This is a genomic window from Hugenholtzia roseola DSM 9546, from assembly GCF_000422585.1.
In the GTDB taxonomy this organism is placed as follows: domain Bacteria; phylum Bacteroidota; class Bacteroidia; order Cytophagales; family Bernardetiaceae; genus Hugenholtzia; species Hugenholtzia roseola.
The window spans coordinates 141,012-159,769 of record NZ_AUGI01000025.1; the positions used below are offsets into that span (position 1 = coordinate 141,012).

At 42.6% G+C, this 18,758-nt stretch carries 14 protein-coding genes; 11 read left to right on the plus strand and 3 right to left on the minus strand.

Going from position 1 to position 18,758, the window contains the following annotated elements; genetic code table 11:
• Positions 1 to 175 precede the first annotated feature (175 nt).
• Positions 176 to 2,461, minus strand: coding sequence for an NADP-dependent malic enzyme (locus G500_RS0100650; protein WP_027001194.1), 2,286 nt, complete (start codon positions 2,459 to 2,461; stop codon positions 176 to 178).
• A 251-nt stretch (positions 2,462 to 2,712) separates the two neighbouring features.
• Complete coding sequence (locus G500_RS0100655; protein ID WP_027001195.1) at positions 2,713 to 3,213, minus strand: acyl-CoA carboxylase biotin carboxyl carrier protein subunit; 501 nt, start codon at positions 3,211 to 3,213, stop codon at positions 2,713 to 2,715.
• 212 nt (positions 3,214 to 3,425) lie between these two features.
• Here G500_RS0100655 and ytxJ point away from each other — a divergent pair, with 212 nt between their 5' ends.
• The 7 genes from ytxJ (at position 3,426) to G500_RS0100700 (ending at position 13,662) form a co-directional block, all read left to right on the plus strand.
• Positions 3,426 to 3,812 carry a bacillithiol system redox-active protein YtxJ gene (ytxJ, locus tag G500_RS0100665; protein ID WP_086047759.1) on the plus strand — a complete coding sequence of 129 codons (387 nt, stop codon included), beginning with the start codon at positions 3,426 to 3,428 and terminating at the stop codon, positions 3,810 to 3,812.
• Between the two features lie 55 nt (positions 3,813 to 3,867).
• Positions 3,868 to 5,010 carry an N-acetyl-alpha-D-glucosaminyl L-malate synthase BshA gene (gene bshA / locus G500_RS0100670; protein WP_027001197.1) on the plus strand — a complete coding sequence of 381 codons (1,143 nt, stop codon included), beginning with the start codon at positions 3,868 to 3,870 and terminating at the stop codon, positions 5,008 to 5,010.
• A 28-nt stretch (positions 5,011 to 5,038) separates the two neighbouring features.
• Positions 5,039 to 6,016 carry an SIR2 family protein gene (locus G500_RS0100675; protein ID WP_027001198.1) on the plus strand — a complete coding sequence of 326 codons (978 nt, stop codon included), beginning with the start codon at positions 5,039 to 5,041 and terminating at the stop codon, positions 6,014 to 6,016.
• 153 nt (positions 6,017 to 6,169) lie between these two features.
• Entirely contained in the window at positions 6,170 to 8,914 is a 2,745-nt protein-coding gene (locus tag G500_RS0100680) for a leucine-rich repeat domain-containing protein (RefSeq protein ID WP_027001199.1), read from the plus strand.
• A gap of 127 nt (positions 8,915 to 9,041) precedes the next feature.
• A complete protein-coding gene (locus G500_RS0100685) occupies positions 9,042 to 11,273 on the plus strand; it encodes an MBL fold metallo-hydrolase (RefSeq protein WP_086047764.1) in 2,232 nt (743 codons plus the stop codon).
• A 383-nt stretch (positions 11,274 to 11,656) separates the two neighbouring features.
• Complete coding sequence (locus tag G500_RS0100695) at positions 11,657 to 12,334, plus strand: TetR/AcrR family transcriptional regulator (RefSeq protein WP_027001202.1); 678 nt, start codon at positions 11,657 to 11,659, stop codon at positions 12,332 to 12,334.
• A gap of 116 nt (positions 12,335 to 12,450) precedes the next feature.
• Positions 12,451 to 13,662: a hypothetical protein gene (locus tag G500_RS0100700; RefSeq protein WP_154656957.1), complete on the plus strand. Its 1,212-nt coding sequence runs from the start codon at positions 12,451 to 12,453 to the stop codon at positions 13,660 to 13,662.
• Positions 13,663 to 13,878: 216 nt separating this feature from the next.
• On the opposite strand, the gene G500_RS21835 is transcribed toward G500_RS0100700, so the two are convergent.
• Positions 13,879 to 14,754, minus strand: a complete 876-nt coding sequence (locus G500_RS21835) for a DUF2911 domain-containing protein (RefSeq protein ID WP_051203187.1) — start codon at positions 14,752 to 14,754, stop codon at positions 13,879 to 13,881.
• A gap of 103 nt (positions 14,755 to 14,857) precedes the next feature.
• On the opposite strand from G500_RS21835, the gene G500_RS25575 reads away from it, so the two are divergent.
• From G500_RS25575 to G500_RS0100735, 4 genes are all read left to right on the plus strand, one after another.
• Positions 14,858 to 15,019: a hypothetical protein gene (locus G500_RS25575; RefSeq protein WP_154656958.1), complete on the plus strand. Its 162-nt coding sequence runs from the start codon at positions 14,858 to 14,860 to the stop codon at positions 15,017 to 15,019.
• 273 nt (positions 15,020 to 15,292) lie between these two features.
• On the plus strand, positions 15,293 to 17,413 hold the full coding sequence (locus G500_RS0100725; RefSeq protein WP_027001204.1) for a penicillin-binding protein: 2,121 nt from the start codon (positions 15,293 to 15,295) through the stop codon (positions 17,411 to 17,413).
• A 65-nt stretch (positions 17,414 to 17,478) separates the two neighbouring features.
• Positions 17,479 to 17,847: a BAR domain-containing protein gene (locus G500_RS0100730; RefSeq protein ID WP_161626051.1), complete on the plus strand. Its 369-nt coding sequence runs from the start codon at positions 17,479 to 17,481 to the stop codon at positions 17,845 to 17,847.
• A gap of 56 nt (positions 17,848 to 17,903) precedes the next feature.
• Positions 17,904 to 18,581, plus strand: coding sequence for an RDD family protein (locus tag G500_RS0100735; protein WP_027001206.1), 678 nt, complete (start codon positions 17,904 to 17,906; stop codon positions 18,579 to 18,581).
• Positions 18,582 to 18,758 lie beyond the last annotated feature (177 nt).

Genomic DNA, 18,758 nt, shown 5'->3' on the forward strand with positions numbered 1-18,758 from the left:
ACAAAGGCGGTACAGCCGTAACTACTAAACGTCTGTATCGCCTTTGCTATTATAGATTTCATTTTTTTGTGCCAAAATTAAGAAGCAGGGTTGCTTTTTTTGTTTCAATCTCACTGCGGACAAGGCAGTGCCTTGTCCCTACAAGTGAAATGATTTTGTAACATTTCATTTGCCACTATTTGCCCTTATTTGCCTGCGCTTTTAGCTGGGCATCTACAACGGCAATGGTAATCATATTGACAATTTCGCGCACCGAACTTCCTAATTGTAGGATATGCACCGACTTTTTCATACCCAACAAAATGGGACCAATGGCTTCTGCACCGCCCAATTCCTGAATCAGTTTGTAGGCGATATTCCCTGCCGAAAGGTTAGGGAAAATAAGTACGTTGGGTTCGCCTTTTGCCAAATCTGAAAAAGGATAGTTTTCTTTGATAATATTCGGATTGAAGGCGATATTTGCCTGAATTTCGCCGTCGGCAATAATTTCGGGGTACTTTTCTTTCATTATCTCTACGGCGCGTCTGACCAAACGCGGTTCGGTATCGTCGGACGAGCCAAAATTAGAATAGGAAAGGAAAGCAATGCGCGGCTCTACGCCAAACTGCTTGACGGTGGCAGCACTCATGGAGGCAATTCCTACCAAATCTTCCGAAGTAGGACTTGGAATCATGGTCGTATCGGAAAAGAAAATGGGTCCTCTTTGGGTGAGCATCAGATACATACCCGCCACTTTGCGCCCGTCTTTGTATGTGCCTACAATCTCTAAGGCAGGGCGAATGGTATCGGCATATTTGCGCGTAAGCCCCGAAATAAAGACATCGGCTTCCCCCATTTCGAGCATCATAGCACCAAAATAATTTCGCTCACGCATAATTTTGAGAGCCTCATGACGATTGTAGCCTCTGCGCTGCCTCTTTTCAAAAAACTGTTCGGCATACTGCTCGTGCTTTTCGGCAAATTCGTCGCTGCGTGGGTCTATGATAAGTGCATCTTTGAGGTCTAAATGGTTTTCTTCTATGAGTGCCAAGATTTTCTTCTTATCACCCAAAAGAATAGGAATCGCAATTCCTTCGTCATGCGCAATTTGTGCGGCAGTGAGGACTTTGGCGTTGTCGGCTTCGGCAAAAACGACGCGCTGCGGAGCTTGTTTGGCAATGGTATTGAGGCGGCGAATGATGCTTTGGTCGCGCCCCATGCGCTCTACAAGAGCAGTTTCATAGGCTTGCCAATCGGTAATGGGGTATCGTGCTACGCCCGTTTCGATGGCGGCTTGTGCCACAGCAGGCGCAACGGTGGTAAGCAGGCGCGGGTCTAAGGGTTTGGGTATGATGTAATCTCTGCCAAACGCCATATTTTGCTGGTTGTATGCCAATTTGACCACGTCGGGAACGTTCTCTTTGGCTAATTTGGCTAAGGCATGAACGGCAGCCAATTTCATCTGTTCGTTGATTTCGGTAGCGCGTACATCTAACGCGCCGCGAAAGATAAAGGGAAAGCCCAAAACGTTATTGACTTGGTTGGGATAGTCGGAACGCCCTGTGGCGAAAATCAGGTCTTGGCGCGTCGCTATTGCCAAATCATAGGCAATTTCGGGGTCTGGATTGGCAAGGGCAAAGACAATCGGATTGTCGTTCATGGAGGCAAGCATCTCTGCCGTCATGACGTTGGAAGTAGAAAGCCCCAAGAAAATATCCGCACCTTTGATGGCATCATCGAGTTTGTGCAAATCTCTATCGGTGGCGAAAAAGGCTTTCGAGGCATCTAAATTGCCCCTATCGCTTCGGATTACGCCTTTGCTATCACAGACGACGATATTTTTTTTCTGCACGCCCAAATCCATAAAAATCTTGATGCAAGAGATAGCAGAAGCACCCGCACCCGACACAACCACAACGACATCTTGCGCCCTTTTTTCTACCAATTCGAGGGCATTGAGCAGGGCTGCGCCTGTGATAATTGCCGTCCCATGCTGGTCGTCGTGCATGATGGGGATTTTGAGTTCTTTCTTCAACCGTTGTTCTATCTCAAAACATTCGGGAGCTTTGATGTCCTCTAAATTGATGCCACCAAAAGTAGGCTCTAAGGCTTTGACAACGGAAATAAAATGTTCTACGTTGTCGGTCTTGACTTCCAAATCGAAAACGTCAATCCCTGCAAAGATTTTAAACAAAATCCCCTTGCCTTCCATCACAGGTTTGGAGGCTTCAGGTCCTAAGTTGCCTAAGCCCAAGACGGCAGTTCCATCAGAGATAACGGCAACCAAATTTCCTTTGGCAGTGTATTTATAGACATTTTCAATATCGGCGTGAATTTCTTTGCAAGGCTCGGCTACGCCGGGCGAATATGCCAACGCCAAATCGCGCTGTGTCTTGGTGGCTTTGGTTGGGATAACTTCAATTTTACCGGGTTTGCCTTCGAAGTGATAGCGCAAGGCATCTTCTTTTCTAATTTTTGCCATGTGTGTGGTGTGCTGTTTGAGAAGTGTTGATGGAAATATAGGGTTAAGTTGGCAAAAGTTTCGTTCTCTTGCAAATAAAAAGGTAAGAAATTTACAATTTGTTCAAGCCAACAGGAATCAGGAACAAGAATCAGAAGCGGGAATCAGGAACAGGCATCAAAAAGGCGAAGGTCTGTCATGCTGCCTTCGCCTCTGCCGTTGTTTTCAAGACTAATATCCCAAATTAGGTCTAATTAGGGTCTAATTGGGGTCTAATTTTCAAATTCTATCAGCACCGCGCCCTTTTCCACATTTTGGCGTTTCTCAACCTTAATGGCTTTGATAGTCGCTTTTATGGGGGCTTTCAGGGCATTTTCCATCTTCATGGCTTCCAAAATAAGCAGCGGCTCGCCCTTTTCTATGGTATCGCCTTCTTTGACCAAAATATCTACCACTAAACCGGGCATAGGGGCTTTGAGGTGGCTCACCGCTTGGGTGTTTTGGCTTTGAATCCCCATCTTTTTGAGCAACAAGTCCATTTCTGTCGCAATTTCTACCGATAAAGGCTTTCCATTGATAAGCAGTTGTGCCGTCTTTTCGAGGCGATTGAGGGCGCGAACTTCGATGCGATAAGATTGGGTAGCTGCCAAGATGTGAAAATGTTGCGCATCGAGGCGTTGGACATCGGCTTGAAAGGGACTGCCATTGATAAAAAGTTGGTCGGCTTTGCGTTCAAGGGCGTAGGTCTGGTCTGCAATTTTTACTTCAAACATAAAAGGAAATTCTGATTAGAGGGCAAGGCTACTATGGAAACTCAAAAGACAAAGATGCGTTAAATTTTTCAAAATAAAAAATACAACACTTCGCCGCAAAGTGAGTTTTTGAAAATGTTTGATAGCTTTGCAAAGGTGAAAGGCTGTGTTATCAAATGAATATTTTTTCATAACTTGCTTTTCCTACCCCAGACCCTAAACCTCACGTTTTTATGCTCCCTTCCGCTTCCTTCGAGCCACGCCAAGCCACGTGGCAACCCCTGACCTCACTTGCCGATTTAGAGCAAGCCAAAAACCTTTCCCAACAACACCCTATCGTCATTTTCAAGCACAGCACCGAATGTCCTGTTAGTGCTTCTGCCCTGCGCCGCCTCGAACAGGGTTGGCTACAAGATGAGGAAAATTCTAAAATCACTATCTTTTACCTCGATTTGCTTCGCTACCGCAATCTTTCTAACTTGATTGCTGACGATTTTGAAGTCAAACACGAATCGCCGCAAATTTTGGTCATTACAGAAGGCAGAGCCGCTGCGCACCTTTCACACCACCAGATTTCATACCCTGCCTTGCAGGAGGCTATCCAAAACCTAAGCGCGTAAGTCCGAAGCGCATTTTAATCCTACTAACCCCCTCATTTTCAATCAATAATCGTCTATGCAAAACTCATCTCGCCTCAAAATTGGAGTCGTGTGTTACCCTACTTTTGGGGGCAGCGGCGTAGTCGCCACCGAATTAGGCAAAGCCTTAGCCGAAACAGGGCGGTACTGCGTCCATTTTATCACCTACGACCAGCCCTCGCGCTTAGATTTACTTAGCAATTCTGTTTTTTACCATAAAGTCGATATCCAGACCTATCCGCTTTTTCGCTACCCGCCCTACGAATTAGCCTTAGCCAGCAAGATGGTCAATGTAGTAAAATATGAAAAATTAGACCTTTTGCACGTGCATTACGCCATTCCACACGCCTCCGCTGCTTTTATGGCAAAGCAAATTTTAGCCTCCGAAGGCAGGCATATTCCTGTGGTAACGACCCTGCATGGCACAGATATTACCCTGGTAGGCAAAGACCCCAGCTATGCACCTGTTGTGGCTTTTAGTATCGAACAATCCGACATCGTTACGGCAGTTTCGGCAAGTTTGCGCGACGAAACTTACGACACTTTTGGGGTGAAAAAGGAAATTCACGTCGTCCCTAACTTCATTGATTTAGAGCGTTTTAAGAAGCAAAAGAAGGAACATTTCAAACGCGCCATCTGTCCCAACGGCGAAAAATTATTGGTGCATACTTCTAATTTTAGAAAGGTAAAGCGTGTAGATGATGTAGTAGCCGTTTTCGAGCGCGTGCGTGAAAAAATCCCTGCCAAATTGCTTTTAGTGGGTGATGGTCCCGAACGCCGCCGTTTGGAACAATATTGTCAGGAAAAGGGACTTTTTGAAGATGTAAGGTTTTTGGGCGAAATTGAAGCCATAGAGGAGGTCTTATCTGTGGCAGATGTCTTTGTGATGCCCTCTGCCAAAGAGAGTTTTGGATTGGCAGCCTTAGAAGCGATGGCTTGCGAAGTTCCCGTAATTGCCTCTAATACAGGCGGTTTGCCCGAATTGATAGAACAAGGCATCAGTGGCTTTATGAGCCAAGTGGAAGATGTGGAGGATATGGCGAAAAACGCGCTCTTTATCCTCGATGATGCCAATTTACCTACCTTCAAAACACAGGCACTGCGCCGCGCCAAAGAGTTTGAAGTGGCACATATTTTGCCGCAATACGAGGATTTATACCATTTAGCTTTGAAAAAATAATCTTTTTATCTCACTAACTTTTTGGTCTATGTGTCAGGGTATTCATTGGGGAACGATTATTCGCCCCCTACAACAAGGAAAATGCGTCTTTGTATTAGGAGATGACTTGGAAATAGAGGCAGGCAAAAATCTCAAAGACTTTCTTTTCGAAGACCTTTCCCAAAAAAATGAGGAAGGATTCTTACATCTACAAAAGCCAAAAGAAAAAACACAAATCTGCTGGCGAATAGACGAAAAGCTAACAAAAATTACACCGCCTTCCTACTATGAAAAGTTGGTGCAAATTCCTTTTCATACCCTTATTTCACTTCACTTTGACAACCTCTTGGAGCGCGTCTTTTTAGAAAAGGGCTTTGCCTATGAATCTCATTTTTACTACAAAAAGAAAGCCGCCCCCGATTTGCCCCTGCCTACTGCCGAGCGTCCGCTGCTCTACAATCTTTTCGGAAAGTTGGGCGAAGATGAATCGGTGGTACTTTCCAAAGATGACGTTTTCGACTTTCTCTTTTCTATCTTAGGCGATTTTAGGCTTCCCAAAACGCTTAGTCAGCAACTTCAAGAGGCTACCAACGTCATCTTTTTGGGCTGTCGCTACAATTCTTGGCAGACAGAACTTATCATGAAACTCCTTGATTTTCAGAGCGGTTACGCGCTTTTTAAAAATGAAGCCATCAGCGAAAGCAAGCGCATCTTTTATACCGAAAAGCTACAACTCGAATTTTTGGAGTGTCCCCCACAGGAATTTATTGCAGCCCTTTATGAGCAATGCAAGGAGCGCGATTTGCTGCGTACAGTTCAAAAAGAGAACGCTACCCTTATCCGTCTTTCCGAAAAAGAACGCCAAGATTTGGAAACCAATTTGGAAGGGCTGCTCGAAAAACTTAGCTTTTTTAGAGAAGAAAAGACCCTTGCCACAGATGTAGAGCAAAAATTTGCCCTCAATAAGCGCATCAAACAGCTCGAAGCCGAAGTAGAGGAAATTCGAGGCAAACTCGAAGCCCATTAGAAGGGTAGGTTAGAAAGAGTAAAAAAATTGGGCAAAGGTCGTTTTTATTCTTTTTTTCTAAAAAACTTACTTCTTTTTTGAAAAGCCTCGTATCGCGCTATTTTTCTAAAAAAATACTTTTTTCTTCTTTTTCACACACAAACTTACCCAAAGATGAGATACCGCTACCCTGGCACACAACCTTTTAGCAAAGACTACGCACCGCTTTTTTTCGGGCGTAAAGAAGATGCCGAAAAACTGTATCGCAGCATTTTGTTGGAAAAAATGGTAGTGCTACACAGCAAATCGGGCATGGGCAAGACCTCCCTGCTCAATGCGGCTCTTGTCCCCAAATTAGAACAACAACGCCAAAATAAGGAACAAGGACAATGGCAACAGGTACAAATTCGCTTCGGGGGCTATGTAGAAGGTGCTACTCCTCCTTTGGAAAATACCATTAAAACGATACAAAATACTTTTTCAACTATCTCTTTTTCTACATTTGGAACAGACTCACTTTGGGAATGTCATAAGCATTTGCAAAATAATCAAGTAGAAAAAGTAATCTTAATTTTTGACCAATTTGAGGAATTATTTGACTATCCCGAACAGGAAATTGAGCAATTTAAAAAACAAATTGCCGAACTTTTTTATACAACCCTGCCCCAACACATTCGCCAAACTTTACAGGAACTTGACCAAGAGGGCGAACTTTCAGACGAAGAATTAGAAAAGTGGTACTCCCCTTTTCAGGTCAAAGCCGTCTTTGCCATTCGTTCAGATAAACTTTCACTTTTAAATAGACTTTCAGATAAAATTCCAAATATCTTAACAAACTGCTATGAATTAGCCGCCCTTTCACGCGAACAGGCAAAGGAAGCAATCGTTTTGCCTGCCTCTTATCAAGAAAGTGAAACGCCTGATAGTCAATCGGTTGCGGAACAGTATTTTTTAGCCGCGCCCTTTTCCTACACACCCGAAGCCTTACAGGTCATGCTCGATTTTCTTTCTAATCAGGGCAGAGAGCGCATCGAATCTTTTCAGTTGCAGATACTCTGTAATAGCATCGAGGAAAAGGTTATCAAGGAAAAAATTAAGGTAGTTACGGCAGAAATGTTGGAAAATTTAGATAATATTTTTCAAAATTATTACAAACACAAAATTGAATCCATCACCGAAGGCGATACAGCGGCTCAAAATAAGTTGCGAATTTTGATAGAAGACAAATTTATTTTTGAAAAAGAGCAACGTCGTGTGCCTTTGTATCAGGGTCAGATTTTGAGTGAAATTAGTCAGGAATTATTAAAAAAATTAGAACAAACACGCCTTATTAAAGTAGAAAACAGTGTAGCAGGAACTTACATGTACGAACTTGCACACGATACCTTAGTGCCACCGATTTTGAAGCTCAAAGCTGAACGAAAAGTAGCCGAAGAACGCGCCGCCTATGAAGTTGCCCAAGCGCAAGCCCTACGCGAGGCGCGTGAAAAAGCCGAGCAAGACCGCTTGAAGCGCGAAAAAGCCAAAAGGCAGTTGCGTTTGGTATTAGTCTTGCTCATTATTTCGGTGGGCGCACTTTTTGCGGCTCTCTATGCCTATTATTACGCCGAAAAGCAGAAAGAGGAGGCAAATAAAGCCATTTTTCGTGCAGTAGTGGCTTCGATGCAGCTCAAAACGGATAGGGAACTTTTAGATAGTGCCGACGTAAATCAAATTTATTACAATAATATTGAAGAACTTTATTTTCCACAATACGGTCTTAAACATTTACCAAATGAGATAGGGAATTTGCCTTTTTTGCGCATTTTGGAGTGCAATGAAAATGAATTAGAAGAAATTTCGGAACACCTTTGGGGCTTGGCAAAGCTCGAAAAATTACACCTAAAAGGCAATGAAATTTCGGAAATTCCGCCGATGATATATATGCTTAGTAGCTTGCGCGATTTAAACCTCGAACGCAATGACATAGAAAAAGTACCTACTGAATTGGCACAACTCAAAAATTTGAAAAAATTAGACCTACGTGGGAATAAAATTTCGGAAATCGCGCCCGAATTTTACCAAGCTCCAGCCTTGGAATGGCTCTCCCTAACGGGAAATCGGCTGGAAGAAATTGGTGCAGAAATAGCAAATTTGAAAAGTTTGCGTCATCTTTATCTATCTGAAAATCAACTAAAAATCCTGCCCGAAAGCATCGGAGATTTGCAAAACTTAGAAACCTGCGAAATTCATCAAAATTGGGATTTGAAGACCATTCCTGATGGCTTTTTCAATCTAAAAAAGTTGCGTTATCTTAAAATAGAGTCGCGTTTGGAGTCGCTCTCGCCACGTCTTGCCAATTTGGAAGCCTTAGATACCTTAGTGATTTACACTGACAACAGCCCTATTCGCCTACCTGATAGTCTTGGCAATTTGAAGAAGCTAAAATTTATGATGCTTTTAGATTGTGGCTTGACAGAGCTCCCCAAAAGTGTCAGCGGGCTTGAAGAGTTAAGTGTCCTTGTTATTTCGAACTCCAAAATTAAGGAACTTCCTGATGAAATGGGCAAATTGAGCAATTTAAGGAAAATGACGATTTCAGGCTCCGAACTAAGTCTATTGCCCGATTCACTCTACAATCTTAACAGTTTGGTAGAACTGCACCTTCCTAACAATCGCTTGCAGTCCTTAGACAGTAAAATTAGCGAATTGAAGGGATTGGAAAAACTCTCTCTTTCTCACAACCAACTCACAAGCCTACCGATTGAAATAGGCAAGCTCAAAAATTTGAAGTATCTGGATTTGAGAAATAATCCAATTCCACTTTCAGAAATAGCAAAAATAAAGAAATTATTACCTAATTGCGACATCAACCACGAAACGCTATCCGAAGCAACGACCTCACAAGAGGGTTCGGGCTATTCGCAGGAGCGGCGTTAGGGCGAACCAAAATTGGCTTTAAGTTTGATTTTTGCAGGTAAAAATTGTAAAATTCATTTTTTCCACGTATCTTGACCCTTCAAGTATTACGCATTTTCCAACTTCCTTTCGCAACCGTTTTATGGGAATGATAAAAAAACTACAAGTAGCATCAGGCGTATTTTGGGTAGAAATTCCGAAGGCACAAATTTTTATGCTTTGTGGCTGTCCTGCTGATGCGGTCAAACTGCTTAAAAAAAGGGGTTTGATAGAATCCGTCGTAACGGGCGGCATTGCGCACGAAACGGGTCCTAACGTCATCTTGCTTTCCGAAGTCCTGATGCAAAACGGTAGTTTTTCAAATCTGACCGAATTCCCTGCCATGCAGATGCTCTACTTGCAGGGCATGGTCATTCCCAATCACCCCAATAATACGGGCATCAAGCCCATGCTGGTCGGCATTAAGGAGCAGGTAGATGCGCAAATGGCTTATTTCTATTGTGGCAATTATGGTTTGATAGACAAAGCCGAAATCATGGCGGCAGGTATCGGCGAAAAAACCGCCGAGGAGATGTTGCGCATGAAACTGCATTTTGCTTTTGGCAGAATCAAAGAATCGCATGAAATTTTGGAAGCGCGTTATATTCCCGAAAGCAATAACAACGGCATTGCAGACGAAACGGTAGCCATTCGAAACAACGTTTTTATCACAAAAAAAGACTTCAATATCTATGAAATAGCCTACAAAGATGGCGAAATTGAAGAAAAAATAGAAGTGAATCTCAACTTAAAATTAGAAGAACGCTATGAAGCTCCTTATCAATTAGGCTATCATTTGGTAGAGCGCGAATATTTTGCCGTCGTACATTCAGGCGAAGGCGACGGTTGGGACATCAATCGCCCCTGCATGGCAAGTATCATTATTTATCAGGGCAAAGTGTATATCATAGATGCGGGACCTAATATCCTGACAAGCCTTAACTATTTGGGTATCAGCGTCAATGAGATAGAAGGTATTTTTCATACCCATGCCCACGACGACCATTTTGCAGGACTTACGACGCTTATCCGCACCGACCGCAAGTTTAAATACTTCGCCACGCCTTTGGTACGCAAATCGGTTACGAAAAAACTTTGCGCCCTTATGTCTATTCCAGAGGAGAGTTTTCACAATTTTTTTGATGTGCAAGACCTCACCTTCGACTCTTGGTCGGATATAGAGGGTTTGGAAGTGATGCCCGTCTTTTCGCCGCACCCCGTAGATACCAATATTTTCTTTTTTCGCGTTTATTGGAACGGCGAATATAAAACCTATGCGCACTTGGCAGATGTTATTTCTTTTGATGCTTTTTCTAAAATGTATCAAGAATCAAATCCCGAAAAGAGCATCATCTCCGAACATACCTACCAAAAAGTAAAAGAAGCCTATTTGCGCCCCACACATCTGAAAAAAATAGACATCGGCGGCGGCATGATACATGGCAATGCCGAAGATTACCGTCAAGACCATTCCGACAAAATCGTCTTGGCGCATACACACCGCCCCCTGACGGTGAAAGAACGCGAAATAGGCTCCTCGGCGGCTTTTGGCATGGTCGATACCCTTATTCCTTCTAATAAAGATTATCTTACGCATTTTTCATATCAATATTTGAAGTTTTATTTTCCCGATGCACCCGAACACGAAATTCAATTCCTTATCAATCACCCCATTACGTCCTTTAATGCAGGTACAATTTTATTTAAAAAAGGGGGCATCAGCGAAACTGTCTATCTCATTCTAACAGGTTCGGTAGAATTTGCCGACAGCATCAGTGGCAACCCCAATATTTTGCCCGCAGGCTCGCTCATCGATTTTTACTCGCATTACCTCAATTCGAACACAAACCAGACCTATCGCACCGCCAGCCACATCAACGCCTTAGAGATTCCGATTGAAGCCTATCGCCGTTTTATTTCACGAAATAATCTATATGCTGAAATAAAAAGAGTGGAAAGCAATATCGTCTTTCTCAAAAATACTTGGCTTTTTGGGGAAGTTGTTTCTTTCCCTATCCTAACCAAAATCGCCAAAACGATGGAAGTGGCGCAGCTACCCACTCACGCGCCTATTTCGCAGAAACAAATCTTGTATTTGGTCAGAAATGGACAAGTTCGCCTTACTTTGGGCGATAATTTTGTAGAAACGCTACAAAAAGGAAACTTCTTTGGTGCAGAGGAAGTTTGGGTTTCACGCGCGTCTGCGCCTTTCTATGCCGATTTCGAAGCCGATACCGAACTTATTTCCATTCCTTTCGAAACGGTCAAAAATATTCCGATTGTCTATTGGAAGTTTTTAGAAACCTATGAAAAGAGGCTCAAAAAGGGCGCGGGGAAATAGCAGTAATGTTAAGTTCTGTAAAAAGCCTTGTTTTGTCAAAGTTTGGTCAAACTTGACACGAAATAAAATTTGGACTGAACCCTATTTTTGGGTCTGAAAATCCTTTTTTATTTCAATCGCACTGCGGACAAGGCAATGCCTTGTCCCTACATTTGAATCTGTTTTTTTAGAATTTAACATCACTGAGGGAAATAGCCCCTGTGGAGGCGAATTTGGAAACCTGTTGGCTTTGTTGCGTTGGCTTTTAAAAAGTAAAACTATCATATACAAAAAAAAATGCAGCCAAAGGAATAGTTTGCGTATCATTTTTTTTATGCTTACCTTTGCCCAAAAGCCTTTTTGGGGCAACGCTGTTTTTACTATCCATTCAAGACCAATAAACATTGAAAGCTCTATTCTCCAAATTACAGATAAAGGTAAGTGAGCGGGTTTATCTCAAAGACCCAGAAAGCACCGATTTAGGCAAGCGAATCGTCCGACAGGGCATGATTTTGATAGATAAAATCGGCTTAGAACAATTTACCTTCAAAAAATTGGCGCAAGAAATCGGCTCGACAGAGGCTTCGGTGTATCGCTATTTTGAAAACAAGCACAAATTTTTAATCTATCTGTTATCTATTTATTGGAATTGGGTAGAATACTTGTTCGTTTTTCGCACCACCAACTTAGCCTCGCCCCAAGAACGCCTCGAAATTGCGATAGATACCCTTGTCAAGCCTTTGGAATTGCAGGGGCAAGATTTGGACATGGACTTGCAAGCTCTCTACCGCATCATCGTTTCCGAATCTGCCAAAGCCTACCTAACCAAAGAAGTGGATATGGACGACAAAGAAGGCTTTTTTGCAAGCTACAAACAGCTCATCAATCGCATTGCGGAAATCGTGAGCGAAATTCGTCCCGACTATCCCTATGCCCATGCCCTTATTGCGATGGTGATAGAAACGGCGCACCACCAAAGTTTTTTCTCGGAGCATATTCCCGTTCTGACGGAGGTAAAAAAGAACAATCCTGAAAGTGTTATACACTTTTTAAAAGGTATTGTGTTCAAAACGCTGGCTTAGTTTTTATTTTTACGTTGGAAAAATACTATCAAATCAGACTTAACCATACTTTTTTTTCGCCTTCAAAAGGCTCAATTTTAGAAATACTATTGAGTCTTTCCTTTCCTTTATTTTTTTTGCTAGTGAATCAAGACGGCGTTACGCTCTATTCTAACGCGGGTACGTATGCTGCCTGCGCCGAATCGTTTTTAAATAAAGGAGCGTTTATGGGCAAAGGGGGACAGCCCTACTATCTTTTTCCGCCTTTTTTTCCTATCTTGCTGGCTATCAGCCTTTTAATCACACAACTTCCTACTTTTTTAGCGGCTCTTTGGCTGCAAGTGGCGGCTCTTTGGTTGTTTTCTTGGAGTTTGATTCAACTTTATGGACGAAATTGGATAGAAAAGATAGCCATTATTTTAGGTATTGTAGCCTCGCCTGTGCTTTTCAAAATTTATATCCACGCCTTTTCGGAAACAGTTTTTATGGCATTGTGTATTTTTTCTATTTTTATTTTTGAAAAATATAAAAGTAGAAAAAGCAAAACTTATTTTGTGCTTTTATGTCTGATAGCAAGTCTGCTCCCCCTGACGCGCTATATCGGAATTGCTTTTTTAGCTGCCGTAACGATTTATTTTTTAGGTAAGAAAGGTGCTAAGAAAAGGTATAAGAAAGCCTTGATTTTCAGCCTTTTATCGTCTATTCCACTGCTTTTTTGGCTACTTCGCAACTACCTTAGTTATGGCGTACTCACAGGCGGACATACCCGTTTTTGGCACAAGGCTTGGGATATAAAAGTGGCAGAAACGATACTTTCCACGTTGGGAATTTGGCTTTCTCCTCTGCACTTGGGGGCAGAAAATGGCGAGCAGGTGCAAAAGTTGAGCCTATTGATAGGTCTTTTCTTTTTGGTAGGCGCGGGTATTATTTTGGGGATTGCCTCTTTTTTAGACCACAAACGGCAGAAAGAAAAGGAATACCTTTCTTTCAATATTTTTAGTTTTTTGTTAAAAATTCATATTGAAATTTGGTATGTTTTTTTCTATTTACTTATCATCTTTATTTTAGTCCGATTAGATAACTACCCTTATTATTTTGAGCGACTACTTTTTCCCTTGTATCCCTTTTTTGGTATGTTGTTGCTCAAAAGTGTTTCGGCAGGCGTAAGTGTATTTGGAAAATACAGCCCACGATACGCTAAATGGATAAGTATCTTGCTTTATTTTGGGTTGTTTTTTTGGATATTCCTACAATTTAGACGCACCCTGACACACGTTTGGATACGTTATTTCGAGGGCAGAGGCTTTTCCATCACCGATTTTTTAGCTAAAATAGGAGATTTTTTTTAGCTTTTACTAAATTGAAAAAGAACACAGATAATACAGATTTTACAGGTTTGAATGGATTTTTTCTAATAAAATAAACGGCTATTGAAGGCTGAAAATTAGACCCCAATAGAAAAAAGTTTCAACATCACCACAAAAAAGGGCTTTGTCAGGCTATTTCTGATAAGCCCAACAAAACCCCAAAAAAGACCCAAATAGGTATCAATTTTTATTTAAACTTTACTTTGCCTTTTTAGACCAGTCTTCGAAACTTTTGGCAATTTCCTCTTTATAGACATCATAAAAACCGCTTGGGTTTTCGTCGCCAAAAGCCTTTGCTTCTTTGGCATAACGCGCTGCGCCTGCAAAATCGTTTTGAGCCGCTAATACCTTTGCCATGACCCACTTATTGAAAAAGTGCTTGGGCTGCAAAGTAAGAGAAGTGCTTGCCCACTGGTTGGCAGTTTCTAAGTTGTGATTATTTTTAGCATAATATTCGGCAGAAACAGCGTAATCGTACCAAAGACCGCCGCTTTTTTTCATAGAAGCCTCGATGTTGGCTAAGGTATGCGCATGCGTATCAGATTCCAACGGCAAGTCCAGACGCAAGTTTTCCCATTCCAAACGAAGGGTCGCTTTCTTTTCGTTGTTGGGTACAATGGTAAAGACCAAATGCTCCTGATTTTCAGCCGCTTTTGTAGGGGCAACCTCAAAACGGGCTACATCTTCGGCTTGGTCATAGCCAAAAATACCGCGCTTTTTTTCGTCTTTACTAAAAATAACTGTCCAATTTTTTTCGTTTGGAATCGTCATGAGCGTGTAAGTGCCTGCGGCAAGGGCATTGCCTCCCACACGTACAGGCGTAGAAAAACTAACCTGTGTAGGGCTATTCGCACCTGTGCGCCAAAGCTGCCCAAAGGGAACAAGCTCGCCCCAAACCTTTCTACCACGTACCGCAGGCGAGGAATAATCCACACTTACTTTCGTTACGCCAAAAGTTTGGGAAACCGAAGCCGAAGGGCTGGGCGCAGGAAGCTGTACTTGGCTAAAAACCTGTTGCAAAGCCAATAAAATCAATAAAATAAAAAACGGAATGACGATAAAGGTCTGTTTCATGATTATTTGTGGGTGAGTAGGGGGGAAGTGTAAAGGGTCAGAAAAAGAATCGGAAAAGGTATCTTACCAAGTGTCAAATAAGCAAAGTGCCAAATAAGTGCTTTTGCGCACAAAACGCGCCGCCCAAAGCCTTATTTCATACCGAAAGAAAACGCTGGTAGCCCTTTATTGTTTTGGGCGCAACTGCTTTCTCTCTATTTCTATCTGTATTTCTACCTATGCAAGCCTGCTTTCTACTTTTTCAGGACGCATTTTAGAAAAATAACTTTTCGAATCAGTAGCAAGAGCGGCTTCAAAGTTACAGTTTTGAGGGGGGCAAACGCAAAAAAATAGCGTTAAAAATTCTAAATTGGGTCATAAAATTTGGCAATGAGCGGGCGAAGGGCAAAAATTCAACGGTGGAGGGCGAAAAAATGCGATTTTCAGACCCAAAAAGATAAAGATAGCTGCGCAATTCAAAGGAATTTGCTATTTTTGTTTGGGGTTAGTATTTTTCAACTCCCTGCTGCGTTTATTTCCTAAAAAACAAAAAACTGCTGTGAGAGTAAAAACGGACATTTTATTGCGCGTGCGCGTTTCCTTTATCGCCATGTTTGTTTTGGCAATTTTAGTAGTCTATAAAATCATGACCATTCAGATTATCGAGGGCGAAAAGTGGAGCAGCAAAGCGCGAGGCGTAGAGAATCGTGTGGTAGAAGCCACCAGAGGCAATATCTACGCCGCCGACGGTAGTCTTTTGGCTACTTCGCTACCCTTTTATCGTGCTGCCCTCGACCCTACCATCTCCGATAGCAGCGTCTTTGCCGCAGGGGTAGATTCCTTGGGCTTGCTCTTGGCAGAATTTTATGGCGAAAAGACGGCACAAGAGTACGTAGCCGAATTGCGTACCGCGCGAAAAGAAAATAAGCAGTACAAGATTTTAAGCAAAAAATTGATAGATTATCAACAAAAAAAACGCTTAGAGAGTTTTCCCATCTTGCGTGAAGGGCGCAAAAAAGGGGGGCTTATTGTAGAAAAAATAGAAAAACGCCATCTGCCTTATGCAGACTTAGCACGCCGTACTGTCGGTTTTATGAGCGAAGACACCAGTGCCGATGTCAGTGGGCGCGGCTTGGAATATTCATTCAATCAATACTTGGCAGGGGTAAATGGCGAAGCTCTTTACGAACTTATTGCAGGCGATTATTGGCGACCGATTAGCAATGTTTCGCAGGTACGCCCCGAAAATGGCAAAGACATCGAAACCTCACTCGATATCCACTTACAAGATACGGTACATCGCCTTTTGAAGCAAAATTTGATTAAATATCAAGCCAATTACGGTACTGCCATTGTCATGGAGGTGGCAAGTGGTGAAATCAAGGCAATGGTCAATTTAGGTAAAAATAATAATGGCGATTATGTAGAAAACAACAACTATGCTGTTGGTAACATGGGTTCTGCCGAGCCGGGTTCTACCTTCAAATTAGCCTCGATGATGGCACTTTTCGAGGAGGCTGCCGATATTATTTCGCTCAACGATTCGGTGCAGACGGGCGATGGCAAGCACAAATATTTCGAAGATGCGGTTATGAAAGATGTATCGCCTTTGGGTAAAATTTCGGTGCAGGAGGTCTTTGAAAAGTCGTCTAACGTTGGAATGTCGCTTTTGGTGTGGAAATATTTTAGAAAGAATCCAGAGAAATTTTTACAACATTTAGACAATTTTGGCATTACACAGCCTTTGGGCTTTCAGATGGCAGGCGAGGCTACGCCTTATTTTCGTCGCCCCAACGATAAGGAATGGAGTGGTAGTACCTTGCCTTGGATGTCTATTGGTTATGAATTGGAAATCGCGCCGCTGCAAACCTTAGCCTTTTACAATGCCATTGCGAATAAAGGGAAATTGGTGCGCCCCCAAATTGTCAAGCGCATTTCCTATGCAGGAAAGACCCTACAAGAATTCGAAACGCAGGTTTTGAAAGAAAAAATCTGTTCGGATAAGACCCTGCAAGCCCTACAAGCGATGCTTTTGGGCGTAGTAGAACGCGGCACAGCCAAAACCATCAGACGCAAACTCTACAATATTGCAGGCAAAACAGGCACTTCGGAAAAGGTAAAAGACGGCGTTTATACCGAAGAACACTACACCTCTTTTGTGGGCTATTTCCCTGCCGAAAACCCACAATACTCTTGTATCGTAGTCATAGACGAACCCAAAGATGACCGCCTTAAATATGCTGCCGAAATTGCAGCCCCTATTTTTGCCGACATCGCCGATTTGGTCTATTTCAAATATGTGCATCAGCCTTTGGAAAAGGCTACCGAACAAAGCGATTCGCTCTATTTCCGCCTGCCTGTGGTGCGAGCAGGCTACCGCCCCGATTTAGAGTTGCTCTGCACCCAACTTGGCATTGCGCACCAGACGCAAACTTCGAGTTTTTGGGTAGGAACGCAAATTGGCGAAGAAAAAAATCCGACTATCCATTGGATAGAAAATCCGTTACAGGCAGGGCTTGTCCCTGATGTAAGGGGCATGCGCCTGCGCGACGCTATTTATTTGCTTGAAAATCAAGGGCTTAAAGTTAGCTTCAAAGGAAAAGGGAGGGTAAGCAAGCAGTCGCTCACACCGGGGGGAAGGTTGCAGAAAGGCACTAACATTACACTTTATTTGGAATAAGAAAATAAGCCGATTATTTTCTATACGAAATAAAACCATTTTATCAACTCAAAGACCTAACGAATTTGATGGAAACTCTCAAACAACAACTTCAAAACCTGCAAGCCGAGCTGCAAAAGGTAGATTGGCAGCTTTCCAAAGAAAAAATCGAAGCCGCAATAGCTTCTTTGGCAGACTATTTAGACCACCTAACCCAACAAGTGCAAAACTATCAACCCTTTTGGCAGGAAGACCTCAAAATTTTGGGCGAGCGCGTCAAAACGTTCCTCCCCTTCACCGATTTGGGCGAAACGCGCCGCCGCGAACTCAACCGCCTCCTTAGCGAATTGCGCCACTTCATAGAAACTTACTTAGAAAATGGTATTCAATATTTTGATAATTGGGTAGATTTGGTAAAACTCCTGCAAAGTGATGTCAAGCGTTTTTTTATGTGAAAGCGATTTTTAGCCTCGAATCATCTTTTCGAAACTTTTATCTTTAACTTTTGCCTATGGCAACCTTTCGCCCTCACGTACATCAAATCGACGCTTATGCGCAGGCGCACTTCCTGAAAGAAGAACGGCAAGACCCCATTACGGGCGAGGCTTTCGTGGCAGGCGATTCGATAGTTTTTTGCGCCGCTTGCAGGTCGGCTTTCCTGCTCGAATCGTGGCAATATATGGGCAATCAGCATTGTGGGCAGGGGCAAACGTTGGCACAATTTCCCAAAAGTCAGAGCCTGACCCTTTCCAAAAGCAAAAACGTAGCACACAATCTAACCGACTTGCGACACGCCAAAAAAGAAGAACGCCTTTTGGCTCTTTTTATTGATATGATGGTCTTGCCTATTTTAGGCGGAATTTGGATACAAATTATCGGATTTATTCTAAATATTGTTCAAAGTTTAGGTAGTATTGGCTTATTTTTTGAAGGACTTGTTATTTTTATAGGCATCATCGTAGGTACAATTCCACTATTGGCACGCGATTTTATCGGCGGCAAAAGCATTGGCAAACGCATTGTAGGATTGAGAAGCATAGATAGAAGCACAGGCGAAAGCGCGAATTTGCTGCAATCTTTTAAAAAAACCCTCTCACTACCCTTCGAGCCTTTGCGCTTCCTGCTCAATCGCCAAGACCCTAAAACGTTAGGCGATTCGTGGAGCGATACAATCGTAGTGAAAGACTAAGTTTTATCTATTAAAAAAATTTGATTTATTATTTCAATCTCATGGCAGAAAAGGCAATGCCTTGTCCTATGCCCCAAACCCTAAGGGTCTTGAAGACCCTTAGGGTTTAAGTCTAAATTTCATTTCGTGTCAAATTTGAAAAAACTGTAATAAAACAAGACTTTTCACCAAATTTAA